Origin of the sequence: Bordetella petrii (genome assembly GCF_017356245.1) — a bacterium.
GTDB classification, from domain to species: Bacteria; Pseudomonadota; Gammaproteobacteria; order Burkholderiales; family Burkholderiaceae_B; genus Bordetella_A; species Bordetella_A petrii_D.
Genome location: NZ_JAFMZZ010000001.1, coordinates 648390 through 665451 on the forward strand (window position 1 = coordinate 648390; position 17062 = coordinate 665451).

18 protein-coding genes are annotated in these 17062 nt (G+C 69.2%); 12 read left to right on the forward strand and 6 right to left on the reverse strand.

The window, feature by feature from the left end:
• Positions 1-3 precede the first annotated feature (3 nt).
• Together J2P76_RS03115 and J2P76_RS03120 are read right to left on the reverse strand one after the other, a co-directional pair.
• Positions 4-387, reverse strand: a complete 384-nt coding sequence (locus J2P76_RS03115; RefSeq protein ID WP_207404397.1) for a hypothetical protein — start codon at positions 385-387, stop codon at positions 4-6.
• Between the two features lie 68 nt (positions 388-455).
• Positions 456-1328 (reverse strand): SDR family oxidoreductase, encoded by an 873-nt coding sequence (locus J2P76_RS03120; protein ID WP_207404398.1) that lies wholly within the window; start codon positions 1326-1328, stop codon positions 456-458.
• Positions 1329-1482: 154 nt separating this feature from the next.
• On the opposite strand from J2P76_RS03120, the gene J2P76_RS03125 reads away from it, so the two are divergent.
• The 10 genes from J2P76_RS03125 to asd all read left to right on the forward strand — a co-directional run bounded on the left by J2P76_RS03125 (position 1483) and on the right by asd (position 11983).
• Positions 1483-2211, forward strand: a complete 729-nt coding sequence (locus J2P76_RS03125) for a FadR/GntR family transcriptional regulator (protein ID WP_207404399.1) — start codon at positions 1483-1485, stop codon at positions 2209-2211.
• 61 nt (positions 2212-2272) lie between these two features.
• Positions 2273-3256 carry a DctP family TRAP transporter solute-binding subunit gene (locus tag J2P76_RS03130; protein ID WP_207404401.1) on the forward strand — a complete coding sequence of 328 codons (984 nt, stop codon included), beginning with the start codon at positions 2273-2275 and terminating at the stop codon, positions 3254-3256.
• Complete coding sequence (locus J2P76_RS03135; RefSeq protein ID WP_207409100.1) at positions 3256-3735, forward strand: TRAP transporter small permease; 480 nt, start codon at positions 3256-3258, stop codon at positions 3733-3735. The genes J2P76_RS03130 and J2P76_RS03135 overlap by 1 nt, the downstream gene beginning before the upstream one ends.
• A gap of 4 nt (positions 3736-3739) precedes the next feature.
• Complete coding sequence (locus tag J2P76_RS03140; protein WP_207404402.1) at positions 3740-5023, forward strand: TRAP transporter large permease; 1284 nt, start codon at positions 3740-3742, stop codon at positions 5021-5023.
• Complete coding sequence (locus tag J2P76_RS03145; RefSeq protein ID WP_207404404.1) at positions 5020-5946, forward strand: HpcH/HpaI aldolase/citrate lyase family protein; 927 nt, start codon at positions 5020-5022, stop codon at positions 5944-5946. Before J2P76_RS03140 ends, J2P76_RS03145 begins: the two co-directional genes overlap by 4 nt.
• Entirely contained in the window at positions 5943-7658 is a 1716-nt protein-coding gene (locus J2P76_RS03150; protein ID WP_207404405.1) for a thiamine pyrophosphate-binding protein, read from the forward strand. Before J2P76_RS03145 ends, J2P76_RS03150 begins: the two co-directional genes overlap by 4 nt.
• A gap of 13 nt (positions 7659-7671) precedes the next feature.
• Positions 7672-8919 (forward strand): Zn-dependent hydrolase, encoded by a 1248-nt coding sequence (locus J2P76_RS03155; protein ID WP_207404406.1) that lies wholly within the window; start codon positions 7672-7674, stop codon positions 8917-8919.
• Positions 8920-9010: 91 nt separating this feature from the next.
• A complete protein-coding gene (locus J2P76_RS03160) occupies positions 9011-10510 on the forward strand; it encodes an aldehyde dehydrogenase (protein WP_207404407.1) in 1500 nt (499 codons plus the stop codon).
• A gap of 59 nt (positions 10511-10569) precedes the next feature.
• Positions 10570-11040 carry a hypothetical protein gene (locus tag J2P76_RS03165; protein ID WP_207404408.1) on the forward strand — a complete coding sequence of 157 codons (471 nt, stop codon included), beginning with the start codon at positions 10570-10572 and terminating at the stop codon, positions 11038-11040.
• 79 nt (positions 11041-11119) lie between these two features.
• Positions 11120-11983 (forward strand): archaetidylserine decarboxylase, encoded by an 864-nt coding sequence (asd, locus tag J2P76_RS03170; RefSeq protein ID WP_207404409.1) that lies wholly within the window; start codon positions 11120-11122, stop codon positions 11981-11983.
• A gap of 117 nt (positions 11984-12100) precedes the next feature.
• Here the strand turns inward: asd and J2P76_RS03175 are convergent, their stop codons facing one another.
• Complete coding sequence (locus J2P76_RS03175; protein WP_207404410.1) at positions 12101-12913, reverse strand: MetQ/NlpA family ABC transporter substrate-binding protein; 813 nt, start codon at positions 12911-12913, stop codon at positions 12101-12103.
• Between the two features lie 186 nt (positions 12914-13099).
• On the opposite strand from J2P76_RS03175, the gene rocF reads away from it, so the two are divergent.
• Positions 13100-14086 carry an arginase gene (gene rocF / locus J2P76_RS03180; RefSeq protein WP_207404411.1) on the forward strand — a complete coding sequence of 329 codons (987 nt, stop codon included), beginning with the start codon at positions 13100-13102 and terminating at the stop codon, positions 14084-14086.
• Here rocF and J2P76_RS03185 read toward each other — a convergent pair.
• The gene (locus tag J2P76_RS03185; RefSeq protein WP_207404412.1) at positions 14052-14486 is read right to left on the reverse strand and encodes a PaaI family thioesterase; all 435 of its coding nucleotides are present in this window, start codon (positions 14484-14486) and stop codon (positions 14052-14054) included. The genes rocF and J2P76_RS03185 overlap by 35 nt on opposite strands.
• A gap of 209 nt (positions 14487-14695) precedes the next feature.
• On the opposite strand from J2P76_RS03185, the gene J2P76_RS03190 reads away from it, so the two are divergent.
• Complete coding sequence (locus J2P76_RS03190; RefSeq protein ID WP_207404414.1) at positions 14696-15070, forward strand: DUF423 domain-containing protein; 375 nt, start codon at positions 14696-14698, stop codon at positions 15068-15070.
• A gap of 77 nt (positions 15071-15147) precedes the next feature.
• Here J2P76_RS03190 and J2P76_RS03195 read toward each other — a convergent pair whose 3' ends face one another.
• On the reverse strand, positions 15148-15786 hold the full coding sequence (locus tag J2P76_RS03195; protein WP_207404415.1) for a glutathione S-transferase: 639 nt from the start codon (positions 15784-15786) through the stop codon (positions 15148-15150).
• The gene (locus tag J2P76_RS03200; protein ID WP_207404417.1) at positions 15783-16976 is read right to left on the reverse strand and encodes a PQQ-dependent sugar dehydrogenase; all 1194 of its coding nucleotides are present in this window, start codon (positions 16974-16976) and stop codon (positions 15783-15785) included. Before J2P76_RS03200 ends, J2P76_RS03195 begins: the two co-directional genes overlap by 4 nt.
• Between the last annotated feature and the right edge of the window lie 86 nt (positions 16977-17062).

Consider the following 17062-nt stretch of genomic DNA (forward strand, 5'->3'; position numbering starts at 1 on the left):
GACCTACTTGCCGCCGGTGTTTGGCATCGCCGGCTCGGTGGTGCCCGGCTCGTTGCGGTCCGGAACGTAGTTCCGGTCTTGCGGCATCCCGGTCTTGCTGCCCGGCGAACCCATCTGGCCGGTGCCTGTGCCGGTGCCGCTATCCATGGACCCCTGCGAACCCATCGAGCCCTGGCTGCGATGCGCGGGATCGGTTTCACCCGCCGGAGGAATCTGGCCCGGCGGCACCGGCGTGTTGGGCGGCACGGCCGATCCGTCATTGGGCGTGGTAGAGGGCGCGGTGCTGGGCGGCACGCCGGTATCCGGCGTCGACTGCGCGTGCGCGCCGCCGGCCACCGCGCCCATCACGGCCATGGCCGCGGCCCAGGAAAGTAGTTCACGCTTCATGTTCAATCTCCAAACGGTACAAGAGTTGTGTTGTGCCGCAATCGCCATGCCCGCCCTGGCGGCGGCGCCTATCCATTCACGATCTGGCCGCCGTTCGGGTGCAGCACCTGCCCCGACATGTAGCTGGCGTCGTCGCTGGCCAGGAAGACAAAACAGGGCGCGACTTCGTCCGGCTGCCCCGGCCGCTGCATCGGCGTGTTCTTGCCGAACGACGCCAGGCTGTCTTCCGGAAAGGTGGACGGGATCAACGGCGTCCAGATCGGACCCGGCGCGACCGCATTCACCCGGATGCCGCGCTCGGCCAACGCTGCCGACAGCGAACGCGTAAACGCCACGATCGCGCCCTTGGTGGCCGAATAGTCGATCAGCCTGGGATTGCCGTGATACGCGGTGACCGAGGCCGTGTTGATGATGGCGCCGCCCTCCGCCATCAGCGGCAGCACTTCTTGCGTCAGGCGGAACATGGCGAAGAAGTTGGTGCGGAACGTGCGCTCCAGCTGCTCGCGCGTAATGTGCTCGAACGACTGCATCACATGCTGCTCGGCCGCGTTGTTCACCAGCACGTCGACCTTGCCGAATTCGGCCCGCGCCAGCTCGGCCACCCGCCGCAGATGCGCCTCGTCGCCCAGGTCGCCGGCAATCGACAGGCAGCGGCCGCCGGCCTGGCCGACCAGCCGCTCGGTTTCGCGCGCGTCCTCGTGCTCTTCCAGGTAGGTGATCAGCACATCGGCGCCTTCCTTGGCGCAGGCCACGGCCACGGCGCGGCCAATGCCGCTGTCGCCGCCCGTGACCACCGCGTGGCGGCCGCGCAGCTTGCCGGCAGCCAGGTAGTCGCGTTCTTCGCCCCGCGGGGCGGGCGTCATGCGCGCCTGCCGGCCGGGCTGGGCCTGCTGGCGCGGCTTGCCGTCGTCGCTGGCCTGGGGTGTGCGGTGGGTGGGCATAGGGGCCTCCTGGAGTGGTCGGGGCGCGCAATGGCGCCGGATCCGGCCATTTCGCAAGCGCTGTGCCGACCTATGGTTTTCCCCAGTGGGATGCCGGACGGCTGTCCTGTACAGTCAGTGGCCTGACCACTAGGCCACCAGGCATCCAGGCACCATGAGCACTTTCCAGGCCGTCGCCGTCACCCGGCTGTACCGCATGATTGCCGACCAGATCGCCGGCCGCATCCGCGCGGGCGACTTCCCCGCCGGCACCCGGCTGCCGGCCGAGCGCGACTTGGCCGAGCAGCTGCAGGTCAGCCGGGCGTCCATCCGCGAGGCGCTCATCGCGCTGGAAATCGAAGGCTATGTCGAAGTGCGGGTGGGCACCGGCGTATTCGTGGCCATGCCGCGCGAAGACGGCAAGTACGGGCTGCCCGCCGCCAGCGACAGCCACGCCGCCGAGCCGACCGACATCGGCCCGTTCGACCTGCTCGAAACGCGCCTGCTGCTCGAGCCCGAATGCGTCTCGCTGGCCGCGCAGCGCGGTTCGCCCGCGCAAATCGCCGCCATCCAGGCCGCGCACGCCGGCATGTCGCTCACCGATTCGCCCGGCGCCCATGACCGGGCCTTCCACAGCGCCATCGCCGACGCCTGCGGCAACGCGGCCCTGGCGGCCGCCATCTCGCATATCTGGCAGTTGAGCATCGCCAGCCCGGTATTCAGCCGGCTGGAAAAGCACTTCGTCACCACGCAGGTCTGGCAGGCCGCCCAGCAGGAACACGACCGCATCCTGGCCGCCATCGTCGACCGCGACCCCATCCGCGCGCGCCACGCCATGCACGACCACCTGGTCGGCATCCTGGCCCGGCTGCGCGAAGACTTCGGCAGCGGCGGCATCCGCTAGCCGCCGCCAGGCACCCCCAAGGGCATTCATTCCAACATCAACAGCATTCCAAGGTGAAAACATGCAGCTGACCCGCACTCTTGCCGCCCTGCTGGCGACCGCCGGCCTGGCGCTGGCCGCCCCCGCCGCGCACGCGCTGGACATCAAACTGGGCCACGTGCTGGCCCCCAGCCACAGCTGGAACAAGGCGGCCGAAGGCTTCGCCGCCGAAGTCAAGCAAAAGACCGACGGGCGCGTGAATTTCGTGCTGTTCCCCAGCGGCCAGCTGGGCAATGAAAAAACCATGCTCGAAGGCCTGCAGATCGGCAGCCAGGGCGCCGCCATCATCGGCTCGGGTTCGCTGCAGCCCATCGAACCCAAGTTCGGCATTGTCGAGCTGCCTTATACCTGGACCAGCGCGCAGCAGGCCTACGCCGCCTACGACGGCGAACTGGGCGCCGCGCTGGCCAAGCTGGCCGCCGCCAAGAACCTGGTGATCCTGTCGTGGTGGGAAAACGGCTTCCGCCACCTGACCAACAACCGCGGCCCCATCAATACGCCGGCCGACCTGCAGGGCCTGAAGACGCGCGTCACGCCCGACAAGATGCGGCTCGACACCTTTGCCGCGCTGGGCGCCAACCCGGCCCCGCTGGCCTTCGGCGAACTGTATTCGGCCCTGCAGCAGAAGGTGTTCGACGCGCAGGAAAACCCCCTGTCCATCATCTACACGTCGTCGTTCTTCGAAGTGCAGAAATACCTGTCGCTGACCGGCCACGTGTGGGGGCCCGCCAGCCTGATCGTGGCCAAGCACACCTGGAACCGCATTTCGCCCGAAGACCAGAAGATCGTGCAGGCCGCCGCCGATAAATGGCGCGACGAACAGCGCAAGATGATCACCCAGGGCGACGACGACTTCGTGGCCAAACTGAAAGAAAAGGGCATGCAGGTCAACACCGTCGACAAGGCCCCCTTCATCGCCGCCGTGGCGCCCGTGTGGAAAACCTACGAACCCATCTATGGCGCCGAGCTGATGGGCATTCTGCAGAAGTACCGCAAGGGCCAATGATGCTGCAGCGCCTTGCCGACCTGCTGTCGTGGGCCAGCAAGGCCATCGCCGCCGTGGCGGTGGCCTTGCTGGCCGCGCTGATCACCTATGTGGTGTTCCAGCGCTTTGTCACGCATGACACGCCGCACTGGGCCGAAGAACTGCCGCGCCTGGTGCTGGTATGGGCCGCCTTCGTGGGCGGCATCACCTGCAGCCACGAACGCAGCCACCTGATGGCCGGACTGCTGCCGTTCTTCGTGCGCAGCCCGCGCGCGCTGGCCGGCATCGAACGCCTGAACCAGCTGCTGATCATCCTGGGGCTGGCGGTGCTCGGCTACGCCGGCTGGCAGCTGGCGCAGCTCACCATGGACCAGACCCTGCCCGCCATCGACGTATCGGCGGGCGTGGTCTACCTGGCGCTGCCCGTGGCCTGCGCGGCCGCCGTGCTGGTGCACCTTGCTCAATTGTTCGCGGCCGCGCCGGCCGCGCCGAAGGAATAACAAGATGTCTACGGGTGCCCTCTTTCTCATGGGCGTGTTCACCGTCACGGTGCTGATCGACATGCCCATCGCCTTCGGGCTGGTGCTGTCGTGCCTGGCCTACCTGGCCGTCTACGACACCGCGCCCATGATGCTGGCCGCACAGCAATACGTGTCGGGGCTCGACAGCTTCACGCTGCTGGCCATTCCGCTGTTCATCCTGGCCGCGCAGCTGATGAACGGCGCCGGGCTGACGCAGCGCATCGTGCGCCTGTGCGCCGCCATCGTCGGCGACATACGCGGCGGGCTGGCGGTGGTGGCGGTGCTGGCCTGCCTGATGTTCGGCGCGCTGTCGGGCTCGGGCGTGGCCGATGTCATCGCCATCGGCAGCCTGCTGCTGCCGGCCATGGCCCGCAGCGGCTACGACAAGGGCTTCAGCTGCGCCCTGGTGGGCAGCGCCGGGGCGGCATCCACCATCATTCCGCCCAGCATTGTGCTGATCGTCTACGGCACCATCACCGACACCTCGGTCGGCAAGCTGTTCCTGGCGGGCATCATCCCCGGCATTCTGCTGGGCGGCTCGCTGATCGCCGTGGCGATCTGGCAGGCCCGCAAGTACAACTGGGCCGGCGGCGCGCCCTTCAGCTGGGCCGAGCTGCGCGCCGCGCTGGTCGAGGCCGTACCGGCGCTGATGGTGCCGGTGCTGATCATCGGCGGCATCCGCCTGGGCATCTTCACCGCCACCGAGGCCGCCTCCAGCGCCATTGTGTACGCCCTGCTGATCGGTTTCTTCTGGTACCGCACGCTCAGCCTGCGCGCCGTATGGGACAGCCTGAAATCCACCGGCGAAGGCAGCGCGTCCATCCTGCTGCTGATCGGCGCCTCGGCGCTGTTTGCCTGGATCCTGGTGGCCGAGCAGGTGCCGCAGGCGCTGTCGCAGCTGCTGGTGCAGTGGACCGACAGCAAGACCGCCGTGCTGCTGGTGCTGACGGTGGTGCTGCTGCTGCTCGGCACCTTCATGGAAGCCATCCCGGTCATCATCATCGTGGCGCCGGTCGTCATGCCGGTGCTGGTGCACTACCACATCGACCCGGTGCATTTCGGCATCCTGCTGTCCATCAACATGGCCATCGGCGCCAACACGCCGCCGGTGGGCGTGGACCTGATGGCGGCCTGCAAGATCGGCGGCATCAACATGATGCAGACCCTGCGCCCGCTGACCTGGATGATGCTGGCCATGACCGCCGTCATGCTGCTGCTTACCTTTGTTCCCGAACTGGTCCTGTACCTGCCCAGGCACGTCCAATGAAGCCCGCCACTTTCCCTTTCCGCCCTCCGCGGCTGCGCCGCAGCTGGATGTTCGTGCCCGGCCTGGACGCCGGCGCGCAGCAGGCCGGCCTGGACAGCGGCGCCGATGTGCTGGTCGCCGACCTGGAAGAGTTCACCGCGCCGGCCGACCGGCCCGCCGCGCGCCGGCGCATCGTCGAGCTGACCGCGCTGTGCCGCGCGCGCGGCACGGTGGCCGCAGTGCGCATCAATACGCTGTCCGGCGACGGCCTGGAAGACCTGCGCGGCGTCATGCCCGGCGCGCCCGATGCGATTTTCCTGCCGCACGCCGAAAGCGCCGCGCAGATCGTGGCGCTGGACCAGGCCATCGCGGCCTGCGAGGCCGAGCTGGGCCTGCCCGCCGGCCGCACCGAAATCGTGCCCACCCTGGAATCGGCGCGCGGCGTGAGCCGGGCGCTGGATATCCTGGCCGCCAGCCCGCGCATCAGCGCCTGCCTGCTGGCGGCCGAAGACCTGACCGCCGACCTGGGCGCCGAACGCGGCCCCGACGGCATCGAGCTGCACGCCCTGCGCAGCCGCTTCCTGGTCGACTGCGCGGCCGCCGGCTGCGTCGCCATCGACTGCCCCTTCAATTACCGCGACCCGCAGGCGCAGGCCGCCGACCTGCGGTGGGCGCGCCGCATCGGCCTGAAATCCAAGTGCGCCGTGTTTGCCGAGCAAGTGCCGGCCATTCACGCCGCGTTCACGCCCAATGCCGCGGAAGTGCGTTCCGCGCAGGCCCTGACGCTGGCCTACGAAGCGCAGCGGCGCGGCGAGCCCGACGCCGGCGCCCGCATCGATCCGCCCGACTACAACACGGCGCGCCGCCTGCTGGCGCGCCATGCCGAATTCGAAAACTGGCACGCCGCCACCCAGGCGGCGCCCGAACCAGGAGAACCTGTATGACCCGCGCAACCCCGCCCGCGCGCAACGGCGGCCAGATCCTGGTGCAGCAATTGCGCATCCACGGTGTGCGCCGCATTTTCATGGTGGCCGGCGAAAGCTACCTGCCCTGCATCGACGCCCTGAACGACCACGCCGATGCCATCCAGCCCATCGTGTGCCGCCAGGAAAGCGGCGCCGCCTACATGGCCGAGGCCTACGGCAAGCTGACCGGCGAGCCCGGCATCTGCTTCGTCACCCGCGGCCCCGGCGCCACCAACGCCAGCATCGGCGTGCATACCGCGTTCCAGGACTCGACGCCGATGATCCTGTTCGTAGGCCAGGTCGGCAACGACTTCTACGAGCGCGAAGCCTTCCAGGAAATCGACTACCGCCGCATGTTCGGCCAGATGGCCAAGTGGGTCGCGCAGATCGACCGCACCGAGCGCATTCCCGAATACATCGCGCGGGCCTTCAGCGTGGCCACCAGCGGACGGCCCGGCCCGGTGGTGCTGGCCCTGCCCGAAGACACGCTGTGGGGGTCGGCCGGCGTGCCCGACCTGCCCCGCTACGCCCGCAGCCAGATCCACCCCGGGGCCGGCGACCTGGCCCGCATGGTGGCGCTGCTGGACCAGGCCCGGCGCCCCTTCCTGATGCTGGGCGGCAGCGGCTGGACCCGCCAGGCCATCGGCCAGGTGGCGGCCTTTGCCGAACGCTTCGAGCTGCCGGTGGGCACGGCCTGGCGCCGCCTGGAATGCTACGACCAGCGCCATGCCAATGCGGCCGGCCAGGTCGGCTGGGCCATGACGCCCGAACTGCGCCAGCGCGTGCTGGATGCCGACCTGGTGCTGGCCGTGGGCACGCGCCTGGGCGAAGCCACCACCGAAGGCTACACCCTGATCGAAAGCCCGCTGCCGCGCCAGCAACTGGTGCATGTGTACCCCGACGCCGCCGAACTGGGCCGGGTGTACGCCCCGACGCTGGGCATTGTCAGCAGCGTGGCCGCTTTTGCCGGCGCGCTGGACGCGCTGCGGCCCGGCCATGCCGCCGCGCGCGGCGACGCGGTGCGCAGCGCCCACGCCGAATACCTGGACAGCCTGCGGCCGCTGCCCGCCCCCGGGGCGCTGAGCCTGGACGAAGCCGCCGCGCACGTCAACGCGCAACTGCCGCCCGACGCCTGCGTGACCGTGGGCGCCGGCAACTATGCGCTGTACCCGCACCGCTATCGCCAGTTCACCGGCCCGGCCACCAGCCTGGCGCCCACAGTGGGCTCCATGGGCTACGGGCTGCCCGCCGCCATCTCGGCCAAGCTCGAGAACCCGCGGCAGACAGTGGTGTGCTATGCGGGCGACGGCTGCTTCCAGATGAACATGCAAGAGCTCGGCGTGGCCATGCAGTACCGGCTGGGCATCGTGATCCTGGTGTTCAACAATGGCATGTGGGGCACCATTCGCGCCCACCAGGAACGCGAATTTCCCGCCCGCCCCATTGCGCTGGGCTTCGACAACCCCGATTTCACGCAGATCATCAAGGGCTATGGCGGCTACGGCGAGGCGGTGGAGCGCACGGCCGACTTCGGGCCGGCCTTCGAACGGGCCCGCGCCTTCGCCGACCGCGAACAGCTGCCGGCCCTGCTGGAACTGCGCTACGACCCCGACGGCATCGCCCCCGGGCAATTGCTGTCGGCCATCCGCCAGAATGCGCTGGCGGCCCGCGGCCAGGCCGCCCATTCCTGAAAGGACACGCTCGATGACGACTTCCACGATCTCTATTGACGGCCGGCGGCTCTGGCAGTCGCTGATGGACCTGGCGCAGATCGGCGCCACCCCCAAGGGGGGCAATTGCCGGCTGGCCCTGACCGCGCTCGACGGCCAGGGACGCGACCTGGTCACCGGCTGGATGAAAGCCGCCGGCCTGTCGGTGCGCGTGGACCAGGTGGGCAACATCTTCGCCCGCCGCGCCGGCCGCAACGATGCCCTGCCCCCGGTCATGACGGGCAGCCATATCGACACCCAGCCCACCGGCGGCAAATTCGACGGCTGCTATGGCGTGCTGGCCGGGCTGGAAGTCATGCGCACCCTGAACGACGCGGGCGTGCAGACCGAAGCGCCGCTGGAACTGGCGATCTGGACCAACGAAGAAGGTTCGCGCTTCGTGCCCGTGATGATGGGTTCGGGCGTATTCGCCGGCAAGTTCCCCCTGGAAACCGCCCTGAACGCCCGCGACGCCGCCGGCAAGCTGGTGCGCGACGAACTGCAGGCCATCGGCTACGCGGGCGCCGAGCCGGTCGGCGGCCGCCCGGTGGATGCGTACTTTGAAGCGCACATCGAGCAGGGCCCCATCCTGGAACACGAAGACAAGGTCATCGGCGTGGTCACCGGCTCGCTGGGCCTGCGCTGGTACGACGTGGTGGTCACCGGCATGGAAATGCACGCCGGCCCCACCCCCATGGGCATCCGCAAAGACGCGCTGCTGGCCGCCAGCTATCTGGTGCAGGCGGTGATCGACATCGCCAATGCCAACCAGCCGCATGGCCGCGGCACCGTGGGCGAAATCCATGCCCATCCGGGGTCGCGCAACGTCATTCCCGGCCAGGTGCGCCTGACGGTGGACCTGCGCCACGAAGACGAAGCCACCCTGACGCGCATGCACGAAGCCTGGCGCCAGGCCGCGCAAGACGTGGCGCGGCGCCACGGCCTCACGGTCGACGTCCAGGATGTGCAGTACTTCCCGCCAACGCCGTTCGACGCCGACCTGGTAGGCAAGATCCGCGACGGCGCCGCCGCGCGTGAACTGCCGCGCATGGACATCGTGACCGGCGCCGGCCATGACGCGGTCTACATGGCCGCGGTCGCGCCCACCGCCATGATCTTCGTGCCCTGCAAAGACGGCATCAGCCACAACGAAATCGAAGACGCCCGCCCCGAACACCTGGAAGCCGGCTGCAACGTGCTGCTCGACGCCATGCTGGCGCGCGCCGGCATCGCCCGCGCGTAATTTTTGCCTGGATAGCCCGGGTGTCAGGCTCCGCCAGGTGCCTGACACCGCTGTAGGCCACCGCCATCTCAGTCTTAACAGGAGCCCTGCCATGTCCCTGCACGATACCGACTACTGGCGCCGCAAGGCTGCCACTCTGCAACTGCGCGGCCAGGCCTATATCGACGGCGCGTATGTCGACGCCGCCGACGGCGCCACCTTCGCGGCGCACAGCCCCATCGACGGACGCAAGCTGGCCGACGTGGCGGCCTGCGGCGCGGCCGACGTCGACCGCGCCGTGCAGGCGGCGCGGCGCGCCTTCGAGGCCGGCGCCTGGCGCGACCTGCCGCCGCGCGAACGCAAGGCCCGCCTGCTGCGACTGGCGGCCCTGATCACCGAGCACACCGAAACGCTGGCCCTGGTCGAAACACTGGACATGGGCAAACCCATCCGCGACGCCCTGGCCTTCGACCTGCCCGAGACCGCCCACTGCTATGCCTGGTACGGCGAGGCCATCGACAAGATCTACGACGAGATCGCCCCGACCGGCGGCCAGGCCCTGGCCACCATCACGCGCGAGCCGCTGGGCGTGGTGGCGGCGGTAGTGCCCTGGAACTATCCCCTGATGATGGCCGCCTGGAAGGTCGCGCCGGCCCTGGCCGCCGGCAACAGCGTCATCCTCAAGCCGGCCGAGCAGTCGTCGCTCAGCGCCATCATGCTGGCCGATCTGGCGACGCAGGCCGGCATCCCGGCCGGCGTCTTCAACGTGGTGCCGGGCCTGGGCGCGCAGGCCGGCCAGGCGCTGGGCCTGCATCCCGGCGTGGACTGCGTGGCATTCACCGGGTCCACCGCCACCGGCAAGCGCTTCATGCAGTACGCGGGCCAATCGAACCTGAAGCGCGTCTGGCTCGAATGCGGCGGCAAGTCGCCGCACATTGTGTTCGACGACTGCCCCGACCTGGAACGCGCCGCGGCGGCCGCGGCGGCGGCCATTTTCGTGAACCAGGGCGAGGTGTGCATCGCCGGCTCGCGCCTGTATGTGCAGGACGGCATCTACGATGCCTTCATGGAGCGCGTGGCCGCCCATGCGCGCGCCATGCAGCCGGGCGATCCGCTCGACCCCGCCACCGCCATGGGCGCGATGGTGGACGAACGGCAGATGCAGGCGGTGCTGGACCGCATCCAGGCCGGCCGGCGCGAAGGCGCCGCGCTGCGGCTGGGCGGCGGGCGCGTGCGCGGCGACAGCGGCGGCTACTACATCGAACCCACCATCTTCGACTGCGCCGGCCAGGACAATTCGCTGGTGCGCGAAGAAATCTTCGGGCCCGTGCTGGCGGCCCAGCGCTTTACCACCGAAGACCAGGCCATCGCCCTGGCCAACGACTCCGTGTACGGCCTGGGGGCCGGGCTGTGGACGGCCGACCTGGGCCGCGCCCATCGCCTGTCGCGCCGCCTGCGGGCCGGCCTGGTGTGGGTCAACTGCTACGCCGACGGCGACATCACGGTGCCGTTCGGCGGCGTCAAGCAATCGGGCTTCGGCCGCGACAAGTCGCTGCACGCGCTGGACAAGTACAGCGACCTGAAGACCACCTGGATCAGCCTGGCCGTTTGAGCCGGCCGGGCTGCCCGGTACGCTAGAATCGCCGCTTCGCGTCCATTCCCGTGCCGTCCATGCCCGATTCCGCCGCCGACATTCCGCTGACCGTGCTGCTCTATACCGAAGAGCAGCGCGGCAGCCTGCTGGTCGAATCGCAGGTCATCGGCATGATTTCCGACGTGTCCGGCGCCGACAAGCTGATCGCCATCCACGATCCGTACAACCGCATCACCTTCCTGTACCGCATCGACCACGTCACCAACAACCTGGACGCCGTCGCCATTACCGACCAGGACCCCGCCGCCTTCGACGGCAAGCACAGCGTCACCATCAACGACACCGGGTACCGGCTGGGCACGCCCGCAAGCGCGGTCCGGCTGCTGCGCGGCAAGACGCGCTGGATACAGGACAAGGGCTCGGTGCTGTCGGTACTGCTGCGCAACGCGGCCAGCCGCCATACCGGGTTCGCCACCCGCCAGATCCAGCGCGAACGTGTGCGCCACATTCCCGAAGGCGTGCCCGTCGAGCCGCTGCCGCGCGGCTAGCGCCCGCGCCCTGGCGCCGGGCGTCCATAACATGTAACATTCCTAGCCCTGCGGCAGCCCCACGCACTCGACGGATTCCATGCTTTTCAAAGACCAGCTCTTTCTTGCCAGCCAGTATGCCGCGCCCCATCACCTGGTGTCGCGCCTGATGGGCCTGGCGGCCGACTGCCGCACGCCCGCCATCAAGAACTGGATGATCTCGCGCTTCGTGCGCCGCTATGGCGTCGACATGGGCGAAGCGCTGGTGCAAGACCCGCTGGCCTACGACACCTTCAACCAGTTCTTCACCCGCAAGCTCAAGCCCGGCGCGCGCCCCCTCGATACCGAGCCGCACGCCGTGCTGTGCCCGGCCGATGGCGCCATCAGCCAGCTGGGGCCCATCGAGCATGGCCGCATCTTCCAGGCCAAGGGCCATTCGTACAGCCTCACCACCCTGCTGGGCGGCGACCCGGGCCGCGCCGAGCCGTTCATGGGCGGCGACTTCGCCACCATCTACCTGTCGCCGCGCGACTATCACCGCGTGCACATGCCCTGCGCCGGCACGCTGCGCGAAATGGTGCACGTGCCGGGCCGGCTGTTCTCGGTCAACCCGCTTACCGCCGGCCACGTGCCCGAACTGTTCGCCCGCAACGAGCGGGTGGTCTGCCTGTTCGACACCGAATACGGCCCCATGGCCATGGTGCTGGTGGGCGCGATGATCGTCGCGTCCATCGAAACCGCCTGGGCCGGGCTGGTCACGCCGCACAAGCGGCAGATCCGCGCGCAGCGCTACGATGAAGCCGCGCGCGCGCCCATCTACCTGGACAAAGGCGCCGAAATGGGCCTGTTCAAGCTGGGCTCCACCGTCATCGTGCTGTTCGGGCCCGGACGCGTGCGCTGGACCGACACCCCGTCAGTGCGCGGCCCCGTGCGCATGGGCGAACTGCTGGCCTTGCCAAGCTAACCCACTCCCGCAGCGAATCAGGTGTCTGGCTCCGCAGGTGCCAGACACCGAAGCGCGCAGAGACTGTCTCAACAGCACGGTGTCTGACACCCTGCGGGAGTCAGACACCTGCCCGAACTACCAAGGGAAATCGATCAGCTCGCCGTACAGCTGCCGCAGCTTGGCCTTGACCTGGGGCGACTGCTGGTAGATGCGGATGAACTTCAACAGGCGCGGATCCTGCGCGCGCTCGGGCGTGGTTACCCAGCGGATCGCATAACGCCGTACATTCTGCGGATCGGTGTTGTCGAAGGCCAGGCCGTCTTTTTCGTCGATGCCGGCATGCTTGGCGAACGTGGTGTAGGTTACCGACGCAGTCACGTCATCGAAGGTGCGCGCCGATTGCGAACCCTCGACCTGGATCAGCGCCAGCTGCTTCGGGTTGGACACGATGTCCTGCATGGCGGCGTGCGGGTCGTCGCCCCTGCGCAGCACCAGCAGGCCCATTTTCTGCAGCAGCAGCAAGGCCCGCCCGGTATTGACCGGGTCGTTCGGGATGGCGATGCGGGCCCCCTGCGGCACCGAGTCGCCGGGCTTCAGGCGCTTCGAGAACAGGCCGATGGTGGTGGAATACCCATAGGCGATAGGCACCAGGTTGGCGTTGCGGCTGCGGTTGAACAGCTGCAGGAAGGGTTCGTGCTGGAAAAAGTTTGCGTCGACCGAGCCCTCGGCCACGGCGATATTAGGCATGACCCAGTCGCTGAACTCCACCAGTTCCACCTTCAGGCCCTGCTTGCGCGCCTGCGCGATGGCGATCTCGGTGGCTTCGTTGGCCACGCTGGGAATGACGGCGATGCGCAGCGGCCTGTCTTGCGCCGCGCCCGCGGCGCCGGCGGCCAGCATCAGCAGGCACAGCAGGCCCGCCCGGCGCAATCTGGAAAAACGGAACATGGATGAATGGCCGCCCGGAAAGCGGCAAGCAGAAAAACCCTATTGTGCCGCAGCCGGCCAGGCCGGCCCGGCCATGCCCCTGCGGCCGACCTGGGCACCGGCGGGCGCCGCTTGCGTCGCGGCTGCACATCGATAAAGATACCCCTACCCCCAGCAGGCGGCCCCGGCCGCCAAGGAGCCGCCGCCGTGCCTACCTTCGCCGCCACCGCCGCGCCGCACGCCCTGACCCTGATCGGCGCCCCCACCGATATCGGCGCGGGCTCGCGCGGCGCCTCGATGGGCCCCGAAGCCCTGCGCGTGGCCGGCCTGGGCCCCGCCCTGCAGGGGCTGGGCCATGACGTCGAAGACGCCGGCAACCTGGCCGGCCCGCCCAACCCCGGCCTGCCGCCACAACACGGCTACCGCCACCTGACCGAAGTCGTGGCCTGGAACATCGCGGTGCACGACGCCGTGCATGCCGAACTGCGGCGCGGCCGCCTGCCCATCCTGCTGGGCGGCGACCACTGCCTGGGCGTGGGCTCGATCAGCGCCGTGGCCCGCCATTGCCGGCAGGCCGGCAAGCCGCTGCGCGTGCTGTGGCTGGACGCGCACGCCGATTTCAACACCCAGGCGCTGACCCCCTCGGGCAATCTGCACGGCATGCCCGTGGCCTGCCTGTGCGGCAATGGCCCCGAGCCCCTCGTCGGGCTGGCCGGCCACGTACCGGCGCTGCAGCCCGGCTGGATCCGCCAGATCGGCATCCGTAGCGTCGACGAAGGCGAAAAATCCCTGATCGACGCGGCCGGCGTCGAGGTCTACGACATGCGCGCCATCGATGAAATCGGCATGCGCGCCGCCATGGAAGCCGCGCTGGCCGACCTGGCCCCCGACACCCATCTGCACGTCAGCTTCGATGTCGATTTCCTCGACCCCGAGATCGCGCCCGCCGTCGCCACCAGCATTCCCGGCGGCCCCACGTACCGCGAAGCACAGCTGTGCATGGAAATGATCGCCGACACCGGCCGGCTCGGCTCGCTCGACATCGTCGAACTCAACCCGGCCCTGGACGTGCGCAACAAGACCGCCGTGCTGGCCACCGAACTGGTGCAAAGCCTGTTCGGCAAATCGACGCTGATCCGGCGCCCGGCGCGCGGCGGCGCTACGTCCGCGCCGGGGCGGAACCCGCGATCTTGAAAATGGCCTGCGCGCAAAGCACCGGCGTGTCTTCGACGCTGAGCTGCCCGCGCATGAAAACCAGGTTGCGGGTGCGGTGCGTTTCGACGCCCTGCCCGACGATGAATTCGCCGGCATGCACCGCGCTGAGGAATTGCGAATCCGTCTGCACCGTGACGCACGGTCTGCGGGCCACGGCCTCCCAGGCCAGCGCGCTCAGGACATGATCGATCAGCGCCTGCAGCAGGCCTCCATGCACCACCCCCGCCGGATTCAAATGCTGCCCGGTCGCCACGAAGCCGTAGCGCCAGCCATGCTCCGCGCGCTGCGCCCACAACGGGCCCAGCGACGCTATGAAAGCCCCGGCGCCCCGGGTCTGCTTCCAGCCATCGGCGCTCAGGCGGGCTTCGTGCGGTATCATCGCGTCCCTCTTGTTCTTGCTGGCGCGCGGCATGCGCCCACATGGCGGGAATAGTGGCAACACACTTGGCTGTTGTCAAAGAAGTGCACAATTTGTCCATATACAAAATATTCCCTCGCATGCCGGCCCTATGCGCCGCTCTGGCCGGCATGGGCGGCATAATGCCGTCGACGCGGGCACCGTTCCGCATTCAGCAAAGGACACCAGCCATGACCGACCGGCAGCTCACCATCCTGGCCGCTCTCAACATGATCGCCGCGGTGGGGGCCGGCGCGTTCGGCGCGCACGGGCTCAAGCGCATGCTGGCGCCCGACCTGCTGGCGGTGTGGCAGACCGGAGTGCTGTACCACCTGGTCCATGCGCTGGGCCTGTTCGTGGTGGCCCTGCTGGGCGCACGCTTCGGCTCGGCCCTGCTGTCCACCGCCGGGCTGGTGATGTTCGCCGGCATCGTGCTGTTCAGCGGCAGCCTGTACCTGCTGGCCCTTACCGGCACCCGCTGGCTGGGCGCCATCACCCCGCTGGGCGGCGCGGCCTTCCTGCTGGCCTGGGCGCTGGTGGCCTGGGCCGCCTGGCGCTCGGCCTGACCTGGACGCAAGGCTCACCAGATGTCTGGCATCTGCGGAGCCAGATACCTGGTATCTCGACACCTGCTTCGCGGCACCTACTCCAGCGGCGGATCGAAATGGTGGGCCAGCACCTTGGCCACGTCCGGCTGGCCCGCCGCCTGCGCGGCCGCGGCATACAGGGCCGGGCAATACGACTTGAACCACTGCGGCCCGGGCCGCCAGCGGATCATCACCGTCACATAAAGGTCCAGCGCGCTGAAGCGCCGTCCCAGCACATGCGGCGCGCCGACATGGCGATCGAGCTCCTGCCACAATTCCGCGCGGCGGCCGTGCACCCGGGTGCGCAGCAGTTCGGCCGGCTCGCCCGGCGTGGTCCACTTGGGCGGATCGTCCGCATAAGTAAAGGTCGGATACACCGCGCCGATCAGGCGCATCAGCACGTGCCAGTACCTGGCCCGCTCATGGCTGTCGGCGGGCGGCGCCAGCCCCGCGGCCGGGGCCACGTCATTCAGGTGCATGATCATGGCCGCGCTTTCGGTCATGACCTCGCCCCCCGGCAGCACCAGGGTCGGCACCTGGCCCGTGACGTTCAGCCGCAGCAGCCGGTCCCGGCCGGGACCGGGCTTCAGATAGGGCAAGTCCGTCACGCTGTACGGCACATTGGCCAGTTCCAGCGCCATTTCCACGATCGCCGACCCGCAGCCGCGCGAGCCTATCAGTTCATACGTACTCATGTCCCGTCTCCCTGGCCGCGGGCCGGCGCCAGCCGCAGCAGCGCCCCGTCGCCCGCATCCGTCAGCACATACACGCCGCCATCGGGCCCCTGCCGCACATCGCGGATGCGCGCTCCCAGGTCGTGCAGCAGGCGCTCCTCGGCCACGATATCCTTGCCGTCCTTGAGCTGCAGCCGGATCAGGGCCTGCTCGGCCAGCGCGCCGATGAACAGCGACCCCTGCCATTCCGGGTAGCGGCCCGAATCGTAGAAAGCCATGCCGCTGATGGCGGGCGACTTCTTCCACCAGTACAGCGGCCCCTGCCCCCCGGGCAGCGTGTCGCCCCGGGCCTCTGGAATGGCGAAGCCGGAATAATTGATGCCGTAGGTGGCCAGGGGCCAGCCATAGTTCCGGCCGGCGCGAATGATGTTGACCTCGTCGCCGCCGCGCGGACCGTGCTCGTGTTCCCACAGCTCGCCGGTCCAGGGGTTCAGCGCCATGCCCTGCGGATTGCGCATGCCGTAGGTCCAGATCTCGGCGCGCGCGCCGGCGCGGCCGGCGAACGGATTGCCCGCGGGCACAGTGCCGTCGGGCTTGATCCTGACGATCTTGCCCTGCAGCTTGTCCAGGTCTTGCGCGGTGGGGCGGCGGTTGTTTTCGCCCAACGACACGAACAACAGGCCATCGCGCCCGAACACCATGCGCCCGCCATAATGCTGGCCGCTCGACAGCTTGGGCTGCTGCCGGAAGATCACCGTAAAATCCTCCAGCCGGCTGGCGTCGTCCGACAGCCGGCCCCGCCCCACCGCCGTGCCGCTGCGATCGCCCTCGGCGTCGGCTTCGGCGTACGACAAATACACCAGGCGGTCGCGCCGGAAGCCGGGTGAAAGCACCACGTCCAGCAAGCCTCCCTGCCCCTGGGCATGCACCTTGGGCACGCCCGCCAGGGGCGCCGACAGGGTTCCCGCCGCATCCAGCCGGCGCAGGCGGCCGGGCCGCTCGGTGACCAGCATGCCGCCGTCGGGCAGGAAGGCCAGCGACCAGGGGTGTTCCAGCCCGCGGGCCAGTTCGGTAACCTGGACCCGGCCTTGCGCGGCCGGCTGCGCCTGGGTCTGCGCCTGGGCAGCGGGCAGCCCGCCCGCCAGCAGCGCGGCCAGCGCGGCGGCCACGGCCCCCGGGCGCCAGGCTGGGCACGATTGCAATCTCGGCATGAAGCACCTCCGGCAGCGTCGATGATCGGGTTGTCGGCAAGGGAAGCGGCCTGCCGCCCGCCACGCAACCGGCGTACCATGGTTGC